Origin of the sequence: Algibacter sp. R77976 (assembly GCF_044594645.1) — a bacterium.
In the GTDB taxonomy this organism is placed as follows: domain Bacteria; phylum Bacteroidota; class Bacteroidia; order Flavobacteriales; family Flavobacteriaceae; genus Algibacter_B.
Map to the genome: position 1 here is coordinate 1344758 of NZ_CP138989.1, position 16579 is coordinate 1361336.

The 16579-nt window shown below is 32.7% G+C and carries 15 protein-coding genes; 9 read left to right on the forward strand and 6 right to left on the reverse strand.

What is annotated here, in order from left to right; translation table 11 throughout:
• Positions 1 to 7 precede the first annotated feature (7 nt).
• The 3 genes from SJY43_RS05780 to SJY43_RS05790 all read right to left on the reverse strand — a co-directional run bounded on the left by SJY43_RS05780 (position 8) and on the right by SJY43_RS05790 (position 2225).
• On the reverse strand, positions 8 to 262 hold the full coding sequence (locus tag SJY43_RS05780; protein ID WP_396602896.1) for a DUF3098 domain-containing protein: 255 nt from the start codon (positions 260 to 262) through the stop codon (positions 8 to 10).
• A gap of 85 nt (positions 263 to 347) precedes the next feature.
• Entirely contained in the window at positions 348 to 1226 is an 879-nt protein-coding gene (locus SJY43_RS05785; RefSeq protein WP_396602897.1) for a cell division protein FtsX, read from the reverse strand.
• An 84-nt stretch (positions 1227 to 1310) separates the two neighbouring features.
• On the reverse strand, positions 1311 to 2225 hold the full coding sequence (locus SJY43_RS05790) for a DMT family transporter (protein WP_396602898.1): 915 nt from the start codon (positions 2223 to 2225) through the stop codon (positions 1311 to 1313).
• A gap of 165 nt (positions 2226 to 2390) precedes the next feature.
• On the opposite strand from SJY43_RS05790, the gene SJY43_RS05795 reads away from it, so the two are divergent.
• From SJY43_RS05795 to SJY43_RS05815, 5 genes are all read left to right on the forward strand, one after another.
• The gene (locus SJY43_RS05795; protein WP_396602899.1) at positions 2391 to 5429 is read left to right on the forward strand and encodes a leucine--tRNA ligase; all 3039 of its coding nucleotides are present in this window, start codon (positions 2391 to 2393) and stop codon (positions 5427 to 5429) included.
• Positions 5430 to 5776: 347 nt separating this feature from the next.
• A complete protein-coding gene (locus tag SJY43_RS05800; RefSeq protein WP_396602900.1) occupies positions 5777 to 6037 on the forward strand; it encodes a SemiSWEET family sugar transporter in 261 nt (86 codons plus the stop codon).
• 156 nt (positions 6038 to 6193) lie between these two features.
• Positions 6194 to 7288 carry an alanine dehydrogenase gene (gene ald, locus SJY43_RS05805; protein ID WP_396602901.1) on the forward strand — a complete coding sequence of 365 codons (1095 nt, stop codon included), beginning with the start codon at positions 6194 to 6196 and terminating at the stop codon, positions 7286 to 7288.
• 158 nt (positions 7289 to 7446) lie between these two features.
• Positions 7447 to 8157: a zinc metallopeptidase gene (locus SJY43_RS05810; RefSeq protein ID WP_396602902.1), complete on the forward strand. Its 711-nt coding sequence runs from the start codon at positions 7447 to 7449 to the stop codon at positions 8155 to 8157.
• A gap of 77 nt (positions 8158 to 8234) precedes the next feature.
• A complete protein-coding gene (locus tag SJY43_RS05815) occupies positions 8235 to 10007 on the forward strand; it encodes a MutS-related protein (RefSeq protein WP_396602903.1) in 1773 nt (590 codons plus the stop codon).
• Here SJY43_RS05815 and SJY43_RS05820 read toward each other — a convergent pair.
• A complete protein-coding gene (locus SJY43_RS05820; protein WP_396602904.1) occupies positions 10004 to 10915 on the reverse strand; it encodes a thioredoxin family protein in 912 nt (303 codons plus the stop codon). The genes SJY43_RS05815 and SJY43_RS05820 overlap by 4 nt on opposite strands.
• A gap of 229 nt (positions 10916 to 11144) precedes the next feature.
• On the opposite strand from SJY43_RS05820, the gene SJY43_RS05825 reads away from it, so the two are divergent.
• From SJY43_RS05825 to SJY43_RS05840, 4 genes are all read left to right on the forward strand, one after another.
• On the forward strand, positions 11145 to 12116 hold the full coding sequence (locus SJY43_RS05825) for a sensor histidine kinase (RefSeq protein WP_396602905.1): 972 nt from the start codon (positions 11145 to 11147) through the stop codon (positions 12114 to 12116).
• On the forward strand, positions 12113 to 12802 hold the full coding sequence (locus SJY43_RS05830) for a LytR/AlgR family response regulator transcription factor (RefSeq protein ID WP_396602906.1): 690 nt from the start codon (positions 12113 to 12115) through the stop codon (positions 12800 to 12802). Before SJY43_RS05825 ends, SJY43_RS05830 begins: the two co-directional genes overlap by 4 nt.
• A 99-nt stretch (positions 12803 to 12901) precedes the next feature.
• Positions 12902 to 13369 carry a hypothetical protein gene (locus SJY43_RS05835; protein WP_396602907.1) on the forward strand — a complete coding sequence of 156 codons (468 nt, stop codon included), beginning with the start codon at positions 12902 to 12904 and terminating at the stop codon, positions 13367 to 13369.
• 80 nt (positions 13370 to 13449) lie between these two features.
• Positions 13450 to 14229 (forward strand): amidohydrolase, encoded by a 780-nt coding sequence (locus SJY43_RS05840; protein WP_396602908.1) that lies wholly within the window; start codon positions 13450 to 13452, stop codon positions 14227 to 14229.
• On the opposite strand, the gene SJY43_RS05845 is transcribed toward SJY43_RS05840, so the two are convergent.
• Positions 14222 to 15829 (reverse strand): Ig-like domain-containing protein, encoded by a 1608-nt coding sequence (locus tag SJY43_RS05845; protein WP_396602909.1) that lies wholly within the window; start codon positions 15827 to 15829, stop codon positions 14222 to 14224. The genes SJY43_RS05840 and SJY43_RS05845 overlap by 8 nt on opposite strands.
• A gap of 62 nt (positions 15830 to 15891) precedes the next feature.
• Positions 15892 to 16569, reverse strand: coding sequence for a ComF family protein (locus tag SJY43_RS05850; protein ID WP_396602910.1), 678 nt, complete (start codon positions 16567 to 16569; stop codon positions 15892 to 15894).
• Between the last annotated feature and the right edge of the window lie 10 nt (positions 16570 to 16579).

The window sequence follows — 16579 nt, forward strand, 5'->3', positions numbered from 1 at the left end:
AAAACACTTATTTTTTATCAGGGTTTAAAAGAATCGCGTAAATCTGAATACCAAAACCAATAAGAATTAATGTTGGAGCTAACCTAATGCGTCTCCAGCTAAAAATCTCTGGGTTAAATACGTTTGGATCGTCACTACCGCCACCAGACATTAAAATAAAGCCTAAAGCAATAATGGCTAATCCAATAAACATGAATTTGTAGTTTTTCTTTCCAAATACAAAAACTGATTTCGAGTTCTCTTTACGTTTTTTTTCTCCCATGATTAAATTCCGCAGAATAATTTAGTGCAAAGTAAAAGATTTATTTGAAATTAATGTGTTAATGGTTTTCTAATTTATTTAGAATCTAATAATACAAATCGTCCGTCTTCAAATTCAAGAAACGTTGTGTTGCAAAATGCGTGCTTATCCAAGTAATTATAATCCCTAAAGCAAATATAAATACAAATAAAGCGGCAACTAAAATAGGATTGCTTAGCAGTTCTAATTCAGAAAAAGTTATATTAAGATAGTATAAAACAACTGCCATGCCTATTAAGGCTAAAAAAGCACCAATCATACCTAAACGTACACTTTTCCAAACAAAAGGGCGACGAATAAATTGCTTTGTGGCACCAACCATCTGCATCGTTTTAATGGTAAATCGTTTAGAATAAACGGCTAGTCTAATTGAGCTATTAATTAATAATACCGCAATTAAAGTAAAAATACCGCTAATGATTAATACCCATAAACTAATTTTTTTAACATTGTCGTTCATTAAGTTAACCAAGTCGTTATCATAAGTCACTTCTTCAACAAAGTTTTTACTTGTCGCTTCCGCGGAAATTTTTTCAAGATGCTCAGACGTTACAAAATCTGCTTTTAAATGAACATCGATTGAATTTTGAAGTGGATTATAACCAACAAAATCCATGAAATCTTCACCGTTTTCAGCTTTCATAAATTCGGCAGCTTGCTCTTTCGAAACATATTCGGTAGTTTTTACATAATCTGCCATAGCCAAACTTTTTTCAAGTTGTTTGGTTTCAACGTCTTTCGCAGAGTCTTTTAGGTAAATAGTAACGACAACCTGTTCTTTAAAATGGTCTGAGACTTTCTTAGCATTTAAAATAAGCATGCCTAATAGACCCAATAGAAATAACACTAAAGCAATACTTAATACTACTGAAAAGTATGAAGAAATAAGTTTGCGTTTTTGGTGTTTTTCAAATGATGAACTCATAAATACGTTGGATTAACAATGTAAAAATAATAAAGTATCTGCAATCTGCATTTATATTAACTAAAACATATCAACATTGTTGCACTAGGCTATTTTCTTTTCGGGCTTGCTAATAATGTAAACTCCAAAAGCGACAATAAAACAGCTAATAATTTTTAAAAAATTAATGTCTTCGGCATAAGCTTCTTGCATAAAAACGTAAGCTAGTACACTAACCATAATAAAACTAACTACTGGTTGTAAGTAAGTATAGCTGCTGGTTACTGATGGCACCAAATGTTTAAGAGCGAAAATATTAAATAGATAAGCAAAAAATGTGGTAAACAAAACTACGTAGCCAATGGTTAAATAGGTGTTTGTGGTAAAAGCTTCAAAATTTGTGTTTGCAAATTCTGAAATCCCAAAAGGAAAAACAAACATAAAGCCAAACAAAAACATCCAACTTACCACGGTTATAGGGTTATATTTTTTCATGAGTGTTTTAGCAATAACTAAATATAAACCATAGCAGCTGGCATTAAGTAATATAAGTAAATTGCCTAAAAACGAGCTGGTTCCTGTGGCTTTATTCCCGTAAAGAATTAAAAACACAGCGCCAATAGTGGCAATGGTAATGCCAATAAGCTTGTTTTTTGTAATGCGCTCTTTTAAAATTATTAGGCTAAAAATTAAAACAATAACTGGTGTGGCTGTAGTTATTATAGAAGCATCAATGGGCGATGTTAAATTAATTCCATGAAAAAATAACATTTGGTTTGCAGCACCGCCAAAAAAACCACAAAGTATAAAACGAATGATATCTTTTCTATCAATTTTTTCTTTTACAAATAACAGTTTAATACTCCAAAACAAAAGGCAGCAACAAGTAAGACGAATAACAACGAATGCTGTGGGCCCTATTTTATTAGGCATAATGCCTTTCGCAATAATATAATTGGCGCCGTAAATAATATTAGCACTTAAAAGCGCTAAGTGAGCTTTGGTCGTATCTTTTATCAAGTGTAAGCCATTGTTTAAAGGCGCGAAATTACAAATTTGCTTAGTTATAAGTCTTAAATTATGAATCTGTTTTAGCGAAATGGTATAGAAACAGATTAAATAAATCGAAACCCTTTTTGTTTTCTATTTAAAACGTAAATTTGCAACTTCTTAAAAAGGATGATAATGATGTACAATTTCAACGAAATTGAAGCCAAATGGCAAAAATACTGGGCAGACAACCAGACGTTTAAAGCTGAAAACAAAAGCGAAAAACCAAAATATTATGTGTTAGATATGTTTCCTTACCCAAGCGGTGCAGGGTTGCATGTTGGGCATCCGTTAGGTTACATTGCTTCAGATATTTATGCACGCTATAAACGTCACCAAGGGTTTAATGTATTACATCCTCAAGGGTATGATAGTTTTGGGTTGCCTGCAGAGCAATACGCTATACAAACAGGGCAGCATCCAGCTATTACAACCAAAGATAATATTGCAACGTATCGTCGTCAGTTAGATCAAATTGGTTTTTCATTCGATTGGTCTCGTGAAGTGCGTACTTCAGATCCAAGTTATTACAAATGGACACAATGGATTTTTATCCAATTGTTTAATTCTTGGTTTAATAACGATAAAAACAAAGCAGAAGATATTTCTGAATTAGAAGCCATCTTTGCTACGGAAGGAAACGAAAAAGTAAATGCGGTTTGCGATGATAATATCGAGCCATTTTCTGCGGAAGAATGGAATGGTTTTTCATCAAAAAAGCAACAAAAAATATTATTACAATATCGTTTAACTTATTTAGCAGAAACTGAAGTAAACTGGTGTCCAGAGCTAGGAACAGTTTTGGCAAATGATGAAATAGTTAACGGTGTTTCAGAACGTGGTGGCCATTCTGTAGTTCGTAAAAAAATGACACAATGGAGTATGCGTATTTCTGCTTATGCAGAACGCTTACTTCAAGGTTTAGAAACGATTGATTGGACAGATTCTTTAAAAGAAAGTCAACGTAACTGGATCGGGAAATCGGTTGGAGCGTCGGTAACTTTTAAAGTGAAGGAAAGTGATGCTGTAATTGACGTGTTTACAACAAGACCAGATACTATTTTTGGTGTTAGTTTTATGACACTTGCACCAGAACACGACTTAGTACAACACATAACAACTCCAGAACAAAAAGCAGATGTTGATGCTTATATTATTGCAACTGCAAAACGAAGTGAGCGCGATAGAATGGCCGATGTAAAAACCATTTCTGGAGCATTTACCGGTGCTTATGCAGAACACCCATTTACAAAAGAACCTATTCCAGTTTGGATTGGCGATTACGTATTAGCAGGTTATGGAACGGGGGCAGTCATGTCTGTGCCTTGTGGTGATGAGCGCGATTATGCTTTTGCAAACCATTTTAATATCCCGATTATTAACATTTTTGAAGGTGTTGATATTTCAGAAAGCGCATTTTCGGATAAAGATAAAACCGTAGTTGGAAATAGTGATTTCCTAAACGGTATGAATTATAAAAAAGCAACCAAACGTGCTATTTACGAGTTGGAGCAAATAGGGCAAGGCGAAGGAAAAACAAATTACAGATTGCGTGATGCGGTATTTAGTCGCCAGCGTTACTGGGGAGAGCCATTTCCTGTGTATTATGTTGATGGGATGCCACAAATGATTGATGCTGCGCACTTACCAATTAAGTTACCAGAAGTAGAGAAATATTTGCCAACCGAAACTGGCGAGCCGCCATTAGGAAATGCTACCATTTGGGCTTGGGATACCAAAATTAATGAGGTAGTTTCAAATGATTTAATAGATAATGAAACCATTCATCCTTTAGAGTTAAACACCATGCCAGGTTGGGCAGGAAGTTCGTTCTATTTTAATAGATATATGGATCCTGAAAACCAAAATGAAATGGCATCGAAAGAAGCTATGGACTATTGGCAAGATGTCGATTTATACATTGGCGGAAGCGAACATGCTACAGGACATTTATTATATTCTCGTTTTTGGCAAAAATTCTTGTTTGATAAAGGTGTTGTTCCTGTTGATGAGTATGCTAAAAAGTTGATTAACCAAGGAATGATTTTGGGGACTAGTGCTTTTGTTTACAGGGTCACCCCTTTCTTTTTAATTGAAAAATTAGATATTAGAACAAGCATTCCGAATAATTTAATCCCTGATTTTTATATTAGTAATAGCTATAAAGATCCAGTTCAATTCAAAGATATTATCGAAGGAATAGTTGTCAGAAAATCGTTTGAAATATTAAAAACTTATTTAGGAAAGGATTATCCGAATATTATAAAAGATCTTAATGAGTTAACATTTAGAGACGTAAAACTTTTTAATATTCAGGTAAACCCTCTTCATGTTAAGGTAAAATATGTTAATGCTTCGGATGAATTAGATATCAATGGCTTAAAGTCCGATGATGAATTCGGTGATGATTATAAAGATGCTATATTCATAGGTGAGAATGGAGAGGTTATTGAAAACGATAATAATTTATATAAAGTTGGAAGAGACGTAGAAAAAATGTCTAAATCGAAATACAATGTTGTTAACCCTGATGATATTGTTGAAGATTACGGTGCAGACAGCTTACGTTTATACGAAATGTTTTTAGGCCCCTTAGAGCAATACAAACCTTGGAATACCGCAGGTATTACCGGTGTACATTCGTTCTTGAAAAAACTATGGAAGTTGTATGCTGATGATAACGGACTTAAAGTTACTGATGCCGCACCAACAAAAGACAGCCTAAAAACGTTACATAAAACGATTAAAAAAGTACAAGAAGATATTGAGAATTTCTCATTCAACACATCGGTGTCTACTTTTATGATTGCTTGTAATGAGTTAACAAGTCAGAAATGTACAAGTAAAGTTATTTTAGAGCCGTTATTGGTTTTAATTTCGCCTTATGCGCCGCATATTGCTGAAGAATTATGGAATCAGTTAGGACATAGTGAGTCAATTTCAACAGCAGCTTTCCCAGAGTTTGATGCGAGTCATTTAGTGGAGAGCAGCAAAAATTATCCAATATCCTTTAATGGTAAAATGCGTTTTACTATGGAATTACCTATGGATATGAGTAAAGATGATATTGAAGCTGCTGTTATGGCAAACGAAAAAACTCAAGAACAATTAGCAGGTAGAACACCTAAAAAGGTAATTGTGGTTCCTGGAAAAATTGTCAACATAGTTGGCTAACTTAATTCCCACGAAGGTGGGAATCTCATAAATTGAATTTGATTGTCATGTCGACATGAGGCACGATTGAGACATCTTATAATTTAGGTGGTTTTTGATAATGAGATTTCTCCTTCCGTCGAAATGACAAAAAAGGTAGGATTTAACTTTAAACTGAATACTGCTGACTGCTGACTGACCCGCGTTAGGGATAGAAGTGGATAGCCCACAGCCCGAAGTTAGGAGGTGCGAGGACTTGTAACGGACCTGCCTGCCGGCAGGCAGGTAGCCCGACTTTTTGCGATCCTGCAAGGTTTTTTTTAACCTTGTAGGTATGAGTAAAAAGTAACGCCATAAATAAATTATAAATGAATTATACAGAATCTATAGGTTTTTTAGCAGCTATTTTAACAACAGCTGCATTTCTTCCGCAAGTGTATAAAACTTGGAAAACTAAAGATGTGTCTAGCTTATCTTTACCTATGTTACTTCTATTTTTTGTTGGGATTTTAGCTTGGTTAACCTATGGGTTTTTAAAAAACAGCCCATCTATGATTTTTGCTAATAGTATTACTGTGGTGTCTTCATTTTTATTAATGTATTTTAAAATTAAATACACAAAAAAATAGTCAGTTTACTTTGAAATGTAATTCTTGTTTAATTATGTAAAATTCAGAGTATGTTCTTTTTGGGTAAAAATAATTTACCAAAAACTATGTTTTGCTAATAATATTCGAAATTTTGTTTTAATTTTGCTCTAGTTTTCAACCTAAAACATACTATTTATGAAAATTGGAGTGCCTATAGAAATTAAAAATAACGAAAACAGAGTGGGGATGACGCCTTCTGGTGTTTTCGAACTTACAAAGAGAAATCATTCTGTTTATATTCAAAAAGATGCAGGTTTTAATAGTGGTTTTCCAGACGAAGATTATGTTGGAGCTGGAGCAACTATTCTTGATACTATCGAGGAAATTTATGCTGTTGCAGAAATGATTGTAAAAGTTAAAGAACCTATTGAGCCAGAATATAAGTTAATAAAGCCAGACCAAGTGGTGTTTACATATTTTCATTTTGCATCTAGCGAAGTGTTAACGAATGCTATGATAGAAAGTAAGTCTGTTTGTATTGCTTATGAAACGGTTGAGGATGCTGATGGTTCGTTGCCATTATTAATACCAATGTCTGAAGTTGCCGGTAGAATGTCTGTTCAACAAGGTGCTAAATATCTTGAAAAACCAATTATGGGACGTGGTATTTTGTTAGGTGGAATTCCTGGTGTGCCTCCTGCAAAAGTATTAATTTTAGGTGCTGGTGTTGTTGGTGTTCAAGCCGCACGTATGGCATCTGGTTTAGGTGCTACTGTGCATGTTTTAGATATCAATATGAAAGCATTGCGTCATGTAAGTGATGTGATGCCTAATAATGTTATAAGTGAGTTTTCTAGCGAATATAATATTAGAAAGCATATTGTAGATTCAGATTTAATTATTGGAGGTGTATTAATTAAAGGTGCAAAAGCACCAAAATTAATTACTAGAGATATGCTTAAAGAGATGCGTCCAGGAACTGTTATGGTTGATGTTGCTGTAGATCAAGGTGGTTGTTTTGAAACGACTAAGCCAACAACGCACCAAGACCCAACTTATATTATTGATGAGGTTGTGCATTATAGCGTAGCCAATATGCCAGGTGCTGTACCTTACACATCTACTATGGGATTAACAAATGTTACTTTACCATATGTTATTAAATTAGCAAACGAAGGTTGGGAGAAAGCATGTGATAATAACGCTTCTTTGGCTAAAGGATTAAACATTGTAAAAGGAGAGATTGTATACAAAGAAATTGCTGAAGCTTTTGATATGGAAATGGCTTAAAATTTTAATGTTTTATATTTAAAACGTCTAATTCTTGTATCTCAAGAGTTAGACGTTTTTTTTATTCGTTTAATTAAAAATGTAGCTGACATTTATTCAGTTTTAAACATTGGCGTTATTTTTGCTATATTTAAAAAGAATTTAAAAACATAAAAGATATGATGACAGGGTATACGGGCTACTACATTCTTATTGGAGCTATATCACTTGTAAGTTGGTTGGTTAGCAGCCAATTAAAAAGAAAATTTAAAAAGTATTCTCAAGTACATTTGAGAAATGGCATGAGTGGTGCAGAAATTGCCGAAAAAATGTTAGCAGATCATGGTATTACAGATGTTGAGGTTATATCTACCGCAGGTCAATTAACAGATCACTATAATCCCAAAAACAAAACGGTAAACTTAAGCGAAGTTGTATATAACCAAAGAAATGCAGCAGCTGCAGCGGTATCTGCTCATGAAGTAGGCCATGCTGTACAACACGCTACAGCTTATAGTTATTTAACAATGCGCTCTAAATTGGTGCCTGTGGTGCAAATTACCTCAAGCATGTCGCAATGGGTCGTGTTTGGTGGTATTGCTTTAATGGCATCTAACGCTATGGGAGCCATGGGACAATGGGTAGCTATTGCAGGTTTAGTCATGATGAGTTTTGCAACCCTATTTAGTGTGATTACATTACCAGTTGAATATGATGCTAGTAACAGAGCTTTAGCTTGGTTGAAAAATAAAAATATTGTAACTCCAGATGAATATAAAGGTTCTGAAGATGCTCTTAAATGGGCAGCAAGAACGTATTTAGTTGCTGCAATAGGCGCTATTGCTTCACTATTGTATTGGGCTTTACAAGTTTTTGGAGGACGAGATTAAAACTATTTAGAAATACAAACTAAAAGCTCTGAATTTTTTCAGGGCTTTTTTGTTTCTTTATATCCGAATTATAATACATGGAAGATTCTTTAAAATATTATAAAAAACACTTACAGGTTTATACTGCTCAAGTTCAGGGATTAACTAATAAAATGACGCTTTATAGCTTGTATAGGCTGGCTGTATTTGTAGTAACAGGGTTTTGTGTTTACTTATTTTTTGGGCAATGGCAAATTGCCGTTTCTGTTGGAGTTTTTGGTGTAATTGTGTTTGTTTATTTGCTTTCAAAATATACAGATATTAAGCGACAACGTAATTTTAATAAAGCGTTGGTAGCTATTAATGAAGAAGAAATTAAAATTGCATCGGGCCAATTTCATGATAGAAATGAAGGTCTAGAGTTTCAAGATCCAAATCACTTTTATAGCTTGGATATTGATTTGTTTGGTAGAGGTTCTTTTTTTCAATTTATAAATAGAACCACTATAAATGAAGGAACCCATCAATTAGCAAATGCCTTAAAAGCCAATAATGTAGAAGCTATTGAGTCAAGACAAGATGCCATTAAAGAGTTAAGTTCTAAACCCCAATGGCGCCAATATTATTCTGCAACATCTAGTATGGTTGATGTTGAAACACCTGCAAAACAGGTTGTAAGTTGGTTGCAAAATCACACCATTTTTTTACCTAAAGTCATGTCGTGGCTACCTTTGGTATTTAGTATAGCTACCGTAGTTTTATTTGTGCTTACCGTTTTAGGGATTGTAACAAACCAAGCCTTAATAGGGTATTGGCTGTTTGTTGGATTTGGTGTAACAGGGCGTTATCTCAAAAAAATTAATGCGTTATCTTCAAATGTAGATAAGGTTCGAGATACATTTCGTCAATATGCAACCTTGCTAGATTTAATTGAAAACGAAACCTTTACTTCCGAATTATTACAAAAAAAGCAAAAACAAATTCAGTCTGGAGATGAAAAAGCTTCAGATATTTTTAAAACCTTCTCAAAGTCATTGGATGCTTTAGATAATAGGAATAATATTATCGGTGCTATTTTTGGTAACGGTTATTTTTTAACCGATGTTAGAAACAGTTTTAGAATAGAACAATGGATAGAAAAGTATGGCCATAAGGTATCCGATTGGTTTGAGGTAGTGTCCTTTTTTGATGCATATAACTCATTAGGGAATTATGCATACAATCACCCAGAATTTGTGTTTCCAGAAATTATAAATGATGGACCCGTTATTAAAGCAAAAAATCTTGGGCATCCATTATTAAATAAAGAAAAGCGTGTTGATAGCGACTTAACCATAGAAAACGAGCAGTTTTTTATTGTAACCGGAGCAAATATGGCAGGTAAAAGCACCTTTTTACGCACGGTGTCTTTACATATTGTTATGGCAAATGTTGGGTTGCCTATTTGTGCAGAATCTACACAATATTCGCCAGTAAAATTAATTACTAGCATGCGCACAACAGATTCTTTAACCGATGATAGTTCGTATTTCTTTTCAGAATTAACGCGCCTTAAATACATTGTGGATGCGATTCAAAAAGAATCGTATTTCATAATTCTAGATGAAATTTTAAAAGGAACCAATAGTACAGACAAAGCTATTGGTTCCAGGAAGTTTGTTGAAAAATTAGTGGCTTCAAACGCCACGGGAATTATTGCAACACACGATTTAAGTTTATGTGAGATTGAGAAGGAACTTGACGATGTGAAAAACTATTATTTTGATGCCGAAATTATTAACGATGAACTTCATTTTGACTATACTTTAAAAGAAGGTATTTGCCAAAACATGAATGCATCGTTTTTATTGAAAAAGATGGAGATCGTTTAATCTTCAGTCTTCGTGCTTATAACTTCCAATTTTATCTTTTCAATCATCTCAACAGCATTTTCATCATCAGGTTTTAAACTCAATACTTTGTAGTAATTTTTTAAAGCTTCATTGTGGTTTTCTGCTTTAAAGTAAGCTTCACCCAAGCTATCATAAACATTGTATTTGTATGGGAAGATCTTTGTGTTTAAATCAAAAACATATAAAGCTTTATCTATTTGTTTGGAGCGTAATAACGAATAGCCATATGTGTTTAGTTCTCTACTTCCTTTTACAAATTCTGCTAGTCTAGGTATTAAATTATTTTCGTTTAGTTTAAGACTGTCAATCGATTTAGAGCTTAGTAAATAGTTCATGTATTTTGCAGCCACATAGTTAGGCGTATATTTATTTTCTGTAACTATAGTTAACATATCACGCTCTAAAGTTTCTTTTGGATGCTCTACAATCCTGTTCAATTCTTTTCCGTTTTTATAGAAAATAAATGTAGGAACTCTGTGAATGTTTAGGCCTTTTTCTTCGTGATTTGGGCTTTGCTTATAAGCATCTTCGGTTCTATTTACTGCAATAACTTGTAATTGGCTTTCAGGGAATTTGGCAGCTTCTATAACTTTATAGAATCTAGGGACTTCTTTCTTGCTATCTCCACACCATGTGCCTAGAAACACTTTGATTTCATATTGCTTTAAAGAGTCTTTTAGTTTTTTTGTAATCACTTTATTTACTAAATAATCTTCATGGTTTTTTGAAAACCATGTGTTAAACGTATTTTGTGTTAACCCGTTTTTATTAATTTCTCCAAGTAAAACTTCGTTGCCTTTTTTATCAAATTCTATGTGGTTTAAGGTTTGAGAAAAACCAAATTGTAGGCTAAGTAAAGTGATTAGTAATAAGATTGTTCGTTTCATGTGGTAGTTTTGATTGATTATAAAACCAAACTTAAACTAGTTTTTTGCTTGATGCGAATTAATTTTACAAACAACAGACTTGAATTTACAAACAGCATTATGGTTGTTTGTAATTTCAAAACCGACTTTCGTACAGATTGTTTGATGGTTATAGGTTTTCTAATTACTTTTAAAATTAAATAGTATGTCCTGCGAGGTTTTTAAAACCTTGTAGGTATTAATCTAAACCATGACTTTTATAAACAAGTACACATCTCAAATCCTAGTCCATATTTTATTTTGGATGCTTTTTGTGTTTGTGTCGTTATTTCTGTTTTCAGATTTTTACTGGAGGGAAAACCCATTTTTACAATATGTATCGCTATTGGTGGCTATTGTTTACATGAATAATTTTTTTCTATTGCCCTTTTTCGTCAGAAAGAAATTATACGTTTTGTATGTTTTTGTGTTCGCGACCATTTCATTTTTTGCCACGCAATTATACTGTTATGCTTTTGCGCAATGTGGTTGTAGTATCCCTAAATGTTTAAGCGATTATTTATGGCAAACACTTGTGCCGCTTATATTCTTCTCTTTCATTTGGATTTTGTATCGGTTTATTGATGAACAAGAAGAAGTTATAAAAGTGAAAAAAGAACATGCTGAAATGGAGTTGAAGTTTTTAAAATCTCAGATAAATCCGCATGTATTATTTAATAATTTGAATACCATTTATTCGTATGCATTAGAAAAACCAAATGAAACGCCAGAACTCATTTTAATGCTTTCAGATAATTTAAAACATGTGCTTTATGAAAGTAACGAAAAAACCATTTCATTAGAAAAAGAGATTCATTTTATCGATAATTATATAAAATTCCAAACCATAAGAACGGAAGGTGTTAAGCAAATTAGATACACTAAATCCATAGATGTATTTAATCATAAAATTGCACCGTTGCTTTTAATAACTATAATTGAAAACGCTTTTAAACATAGTACACTACATAGTGAAATTAAAGTGAATATCAATATTGTACAAGGTGTTTTGAACTTTACATGTGAAAATAATTTTGACAAAGACAAGGTGTCTACAACCGATTTGAAAATTGGTCTTCAAAACCTTGAAAAACGCTTAGAGCTTATCTATAAGGATAAATATGAGTTTATTATTAATAAGACTGATACTTTTAAAGTGGTTTTAAAACTTGACCTAAAATGACCTGTATTATAATTGAAGATGAAATTCCTGCGCAAAAAATTCTTAAAAATTTTATCGCAAAAATTCCTAGCCTAGAATTGATCGATACCTTTAATGCTGCCATTGAAGCTAATTCGTTTTTAAACTCAAATGCTGTTGATGTTGTCTTTTTAGATATTAATCTGCCAGATATGTCTGGGCTCGATTTTATAAAAACTATTAAAAACCCACCAGCAATTATTATGACTACTGCATATTCTGAATATGCTGTTAATAGTTTTGAGTTAGATACTATTGTAGATTACCTGGTTAAACCGTTTTCATTTGATAGATTTTTAAAGGCCGTAAATAAAGCGAAAGAAAGAATGGAAGTTGCTGATGTAATTCAGGAAGATAACGAAGAAGTCATTTTTTTAAACGTTGATAAAACGCTTCATAAAATTGTATTAAATAAGATTCTTTTTATTGAATCCGAAAGAAATTATATTACTGTAGTTACCGAAAATCAAAGATTATCTTATATAGATGCCCTAAAAAACTGGAATGCTAAGCTTCCTGAAAAAACATTTATTCAAGTGCATAAATCTTTTATTATTAATAGTTTATTTGTTAGTAAAATTTCAGGAAACTTCATTTTTATTAAGGATAATAAAATCCCTATTGGACGAACCTTTAAACAAGAGTTACTAGCTAAGTTGGGGATTTGATGCTTTTAAAAAATATCAAAAAAGCTTTAAATTAGTTTAAGTTACTTTTTTGATAAGTTTGTGTCTAATTATTAAATGAATAATTTAAAAAGAAGAAACATGAGATTTTTATTGATAGTGTTGTTTTTAGGATTTGGTTTTGTAGTTAATGCTCAAGATGTAAATGTTAAAGGTGAGGCTTACGAGATTAAAAAAGACAGGATTTTTAAAGCAGACTTAGATGTTACAGATACTTTATCTGAAGAAGAAAAACAGCAAATTAGAGGCGCTTTTGATGAAAAAATGCTAAAAGTAAAAGAAGCAGAAGAAACCCAAAAGCGTATTGAAAAGGCAGAAAAGAAGCAAAAAAGTGCAGAAAAGAAGCAAAAAAAGGCTGAAAAGGAGTTGAAAAAGAGTCAAAAGGCACAATCTAATTTTGATAAATCTACTAAAAAGCACAAAGACGCCATTAGTAAATATGAAAAGCTTAAAAAGAAAGGTAAGCTGTCGCCTGTTGATGAAGAAAAATGGATAGAAAAAATTGAAAAATATAAAGAGGCGGCGGCAAAAGCTAAGAAAAAGCTATAAGTTATTAAAACAGAAATATCTTCTTTCTGTTTTAAAATAGAATTAAAAAACGTTATTTTAAGGTTTCGTATATTAAACCTATGCAAAAAGACCTTAAAATAGCGTTGATTCAAACGGATTTGGTTTGGGAAAACCCTGAGCAAAACCGAATAAACTTCACAAACAAAATAGAAAATATATCAACAGATGTTGATGTAATTGTTCTTCCCGAAATGTTTACTTCTGGGTTTACCATGAATGCCTCGGCAGTCGCCGAAACTATGGATGGTGAAACGGTCTCTTGGTTAAAATATTTAGCTTTAAAAGTTGATGCTGCTATTGTAGGCAGCATGGTTATTTCTGAAAATAATACCTTTTATAATCGACTACTATTTATAGAGCCATCTGGGTTTATAACGTATTATGATAAACGCCACACGTTTACCTTAGTTGGCGAAGACAAAGTATATACAGCAGGAAAAGAAAAAGTGATTTTGCATTACAAAGGTTGGAAAATTCGCCCTTTAATTTGTTACGATTTACGTTTTCCGGTTTGGGCTCGAAACACCGAAGATTATGATGTGTTGCTTTATGTTGCTAATTGGCCAAAAACAAGAGTGTCTGCTTGGGATACTTTACTTAAAGCTCGTGCAATTGAAAATATGAGTTATTGCGTTGGTGTAAATAGGGTTGGCGTAGATGGTGTAAATAGCGAATATTCTGGTCATTCGGCAGTTTATAATGTTCTTGGTGAGGAATTAACGGGGTTTAAACCAAATGAGGAACAAACAGAAGTTGTTACTTTAGAAAAAAGACACGTAGAGGCTTATAGAAATAAGCTTAAGTTTTTAGATGATAAGGACACTTTTAATTTTATTTAAACGTAAGCGTTTCTTCAATACCCCAATCTGCTCTAATTTCAATATCCTGAAAATGGCTTACTTTTTCGGGTTGAATCTTTTTTAAATAATTACCAGTATCATATTTTTGGTTGCCGTTAGCGTCGTGTATAATTCTTATAGAATACATGCTAGGGCTAAGGTTTAAAAAATCTACAGCACCTTCTTTATCAACAGATTGTTCGACTTTTACTTCGCCACTCTTATCAGTTAATTGAATAATTAATGGGTAGGTTGCATTAACTAAAGAGAATCTTGCATAACCAAAATCTGAGTCTTTTTGGGTTCTTAAAGAATAACTTAGAGTATCTTTATTTATGTCCCCAAAAAAGTCTTCGAACGCTTCTGGAAGTATTTCTATTTGGTACTTGTTGTCTTCAGTTTTATCAAATAAAAGTGAGTACGCATTGCTAATACTATCAAAAGTTGAAGTGAAACTAACAGCTGTAGAATCTTTATCCATCATAGATACTTTAGTGGCGTCAAATTTTATTAATGGCGTGGTACCAGCAATTTTAAATGCTTCATTTAATCTAATACTACCAGATGGTGTAGCTCCAATTAATAAAGAATCTCTTTCTTGAACGCTTATTCTGGCCGTGAATTCTTTTTCATAATCATTTTTAGACACCTTAAAATTCAAAGAATCGACGTCTTCTAATCGTGGTTTGTACCAGTAATTTAGAGTATCAGTTTTTGGGTCTTTTGTTATGCGGTATTCAAATTCTGGTGGTGTTTCAGAAATGATATCAATTTTCATATTCTCATAATCACCTTCATAACCAAAAGCAATTTTTTCGCCAGACATTAAACGTGGTCTTGTGGCTTTAAAATCTAGGTCTTCTTTAAAAAGTCTTAATGTGTATGACGAGTCTGTTGGAACTTCGATAAAGTTTTTGTAAAATCCTATTTGATCTGCTTTTTGTTGGAATTTATTGTCGCCATTACCATCTTTTAATGCCATTAGCATATATTTACCCGGTTTAAGATTTTCAATAGAAAACGTGGTTACACTATCTAAAGTATTGGTAATGTATTTTGGTGTTTCTTTATATATTATCGAATCAGTAAATGTAGAATCAACTTCATATAAGGCCACATTTACAAAAGTTTCTGGCTCTGTTCTTAAGGCATCAACAATGTTTCCGTTTACAGAAAGCGAATCTATATGGCTGCCTGTAGAAAGGACATAGCGATAGTAAGGATAGGGGTTGCCTTCGTTATTATCAGTTATACTATTTCCAAAGTTAAAGGCATAAGTTGTATTTGGCTGAAGTGTGTCGTAAATTTTGATGGTAATGTATTTACTAGCTCCACTAGTTGGTGTAACGTCTGGTTGCGTTTTCATTGGTGGAGAAATAATAAGCTGCTTTTTTAAGTCTTTAATTTTAATATACTCATTAAAATAGACCGTAATTTCTGTGTCGTTAAAATTAGTTGAATAATTTTCAGGGTCAGACTTTATAATTCTTGGAGGTGTGTCATCTTTAGGTCCACCTTGAGGTGTTCCGCGATTAGCACAATTAATAAAAATTAAGCCAATAATGAAGGCTAAAATAAAATTTGAAAGGGTCTTATTCATCAACAATTTTAATTTTTACAAAAGTACATGAATTCAATTAAAAAAGATAACGCTAATTATATTTAAGCTATTGCCATAGTAGCAATACTTATTTTTATGTTTTTGGCTTGGTTTAAAACCAAAACACAAGCTTCAAGAGTTGCTCCAGTCGTTATAATGTCATCAACTATCAAAACATGTTTGTTTTCAATTTTAGTTTGGTTTTCAAGCGTAAATTGCTCTTCGTTACTATTCCAACGTGCCAGTCGTTTTTTATTAACTTGAGATTTTGTGTTTGTTACTTTTAAAAGGACATCATCTAGATAATCAGCATTCAAAGCCTCGGCTATTTGTTGTCCAAATTTGGCAACTTGATTAAAACCTCTTGTTTTAAGTTTGTTTTTATGAAGCGGAACCGGAATAACTACATCAATAGTATTATAATTTTCAAGTGTTTTTAACTCACCGCCAAGCCAATTTCCTAAAACAAAACCAATGTGTTCGTCACCTTTGTATTTTAGATTATGAATAAGGCGTTGCACATTCCCTTTTTTTTCAAATCTAAAAAGCGCTGTTCCGTTTTCTATTTCTGCACGCCCATAAAGTACTTTTTTTACAATATCACTATTATCAAAATGAAAATTAGTTAGAGGTAAATCGTGTCTGCAATCTAAACATATGGCATCCATATTCTCATTTAGTAGGTTATTGCAAGCATTGCACACCTTTGGGAAGAATAAATTAACGATAGATTTAAGCATTGTTTAAAAA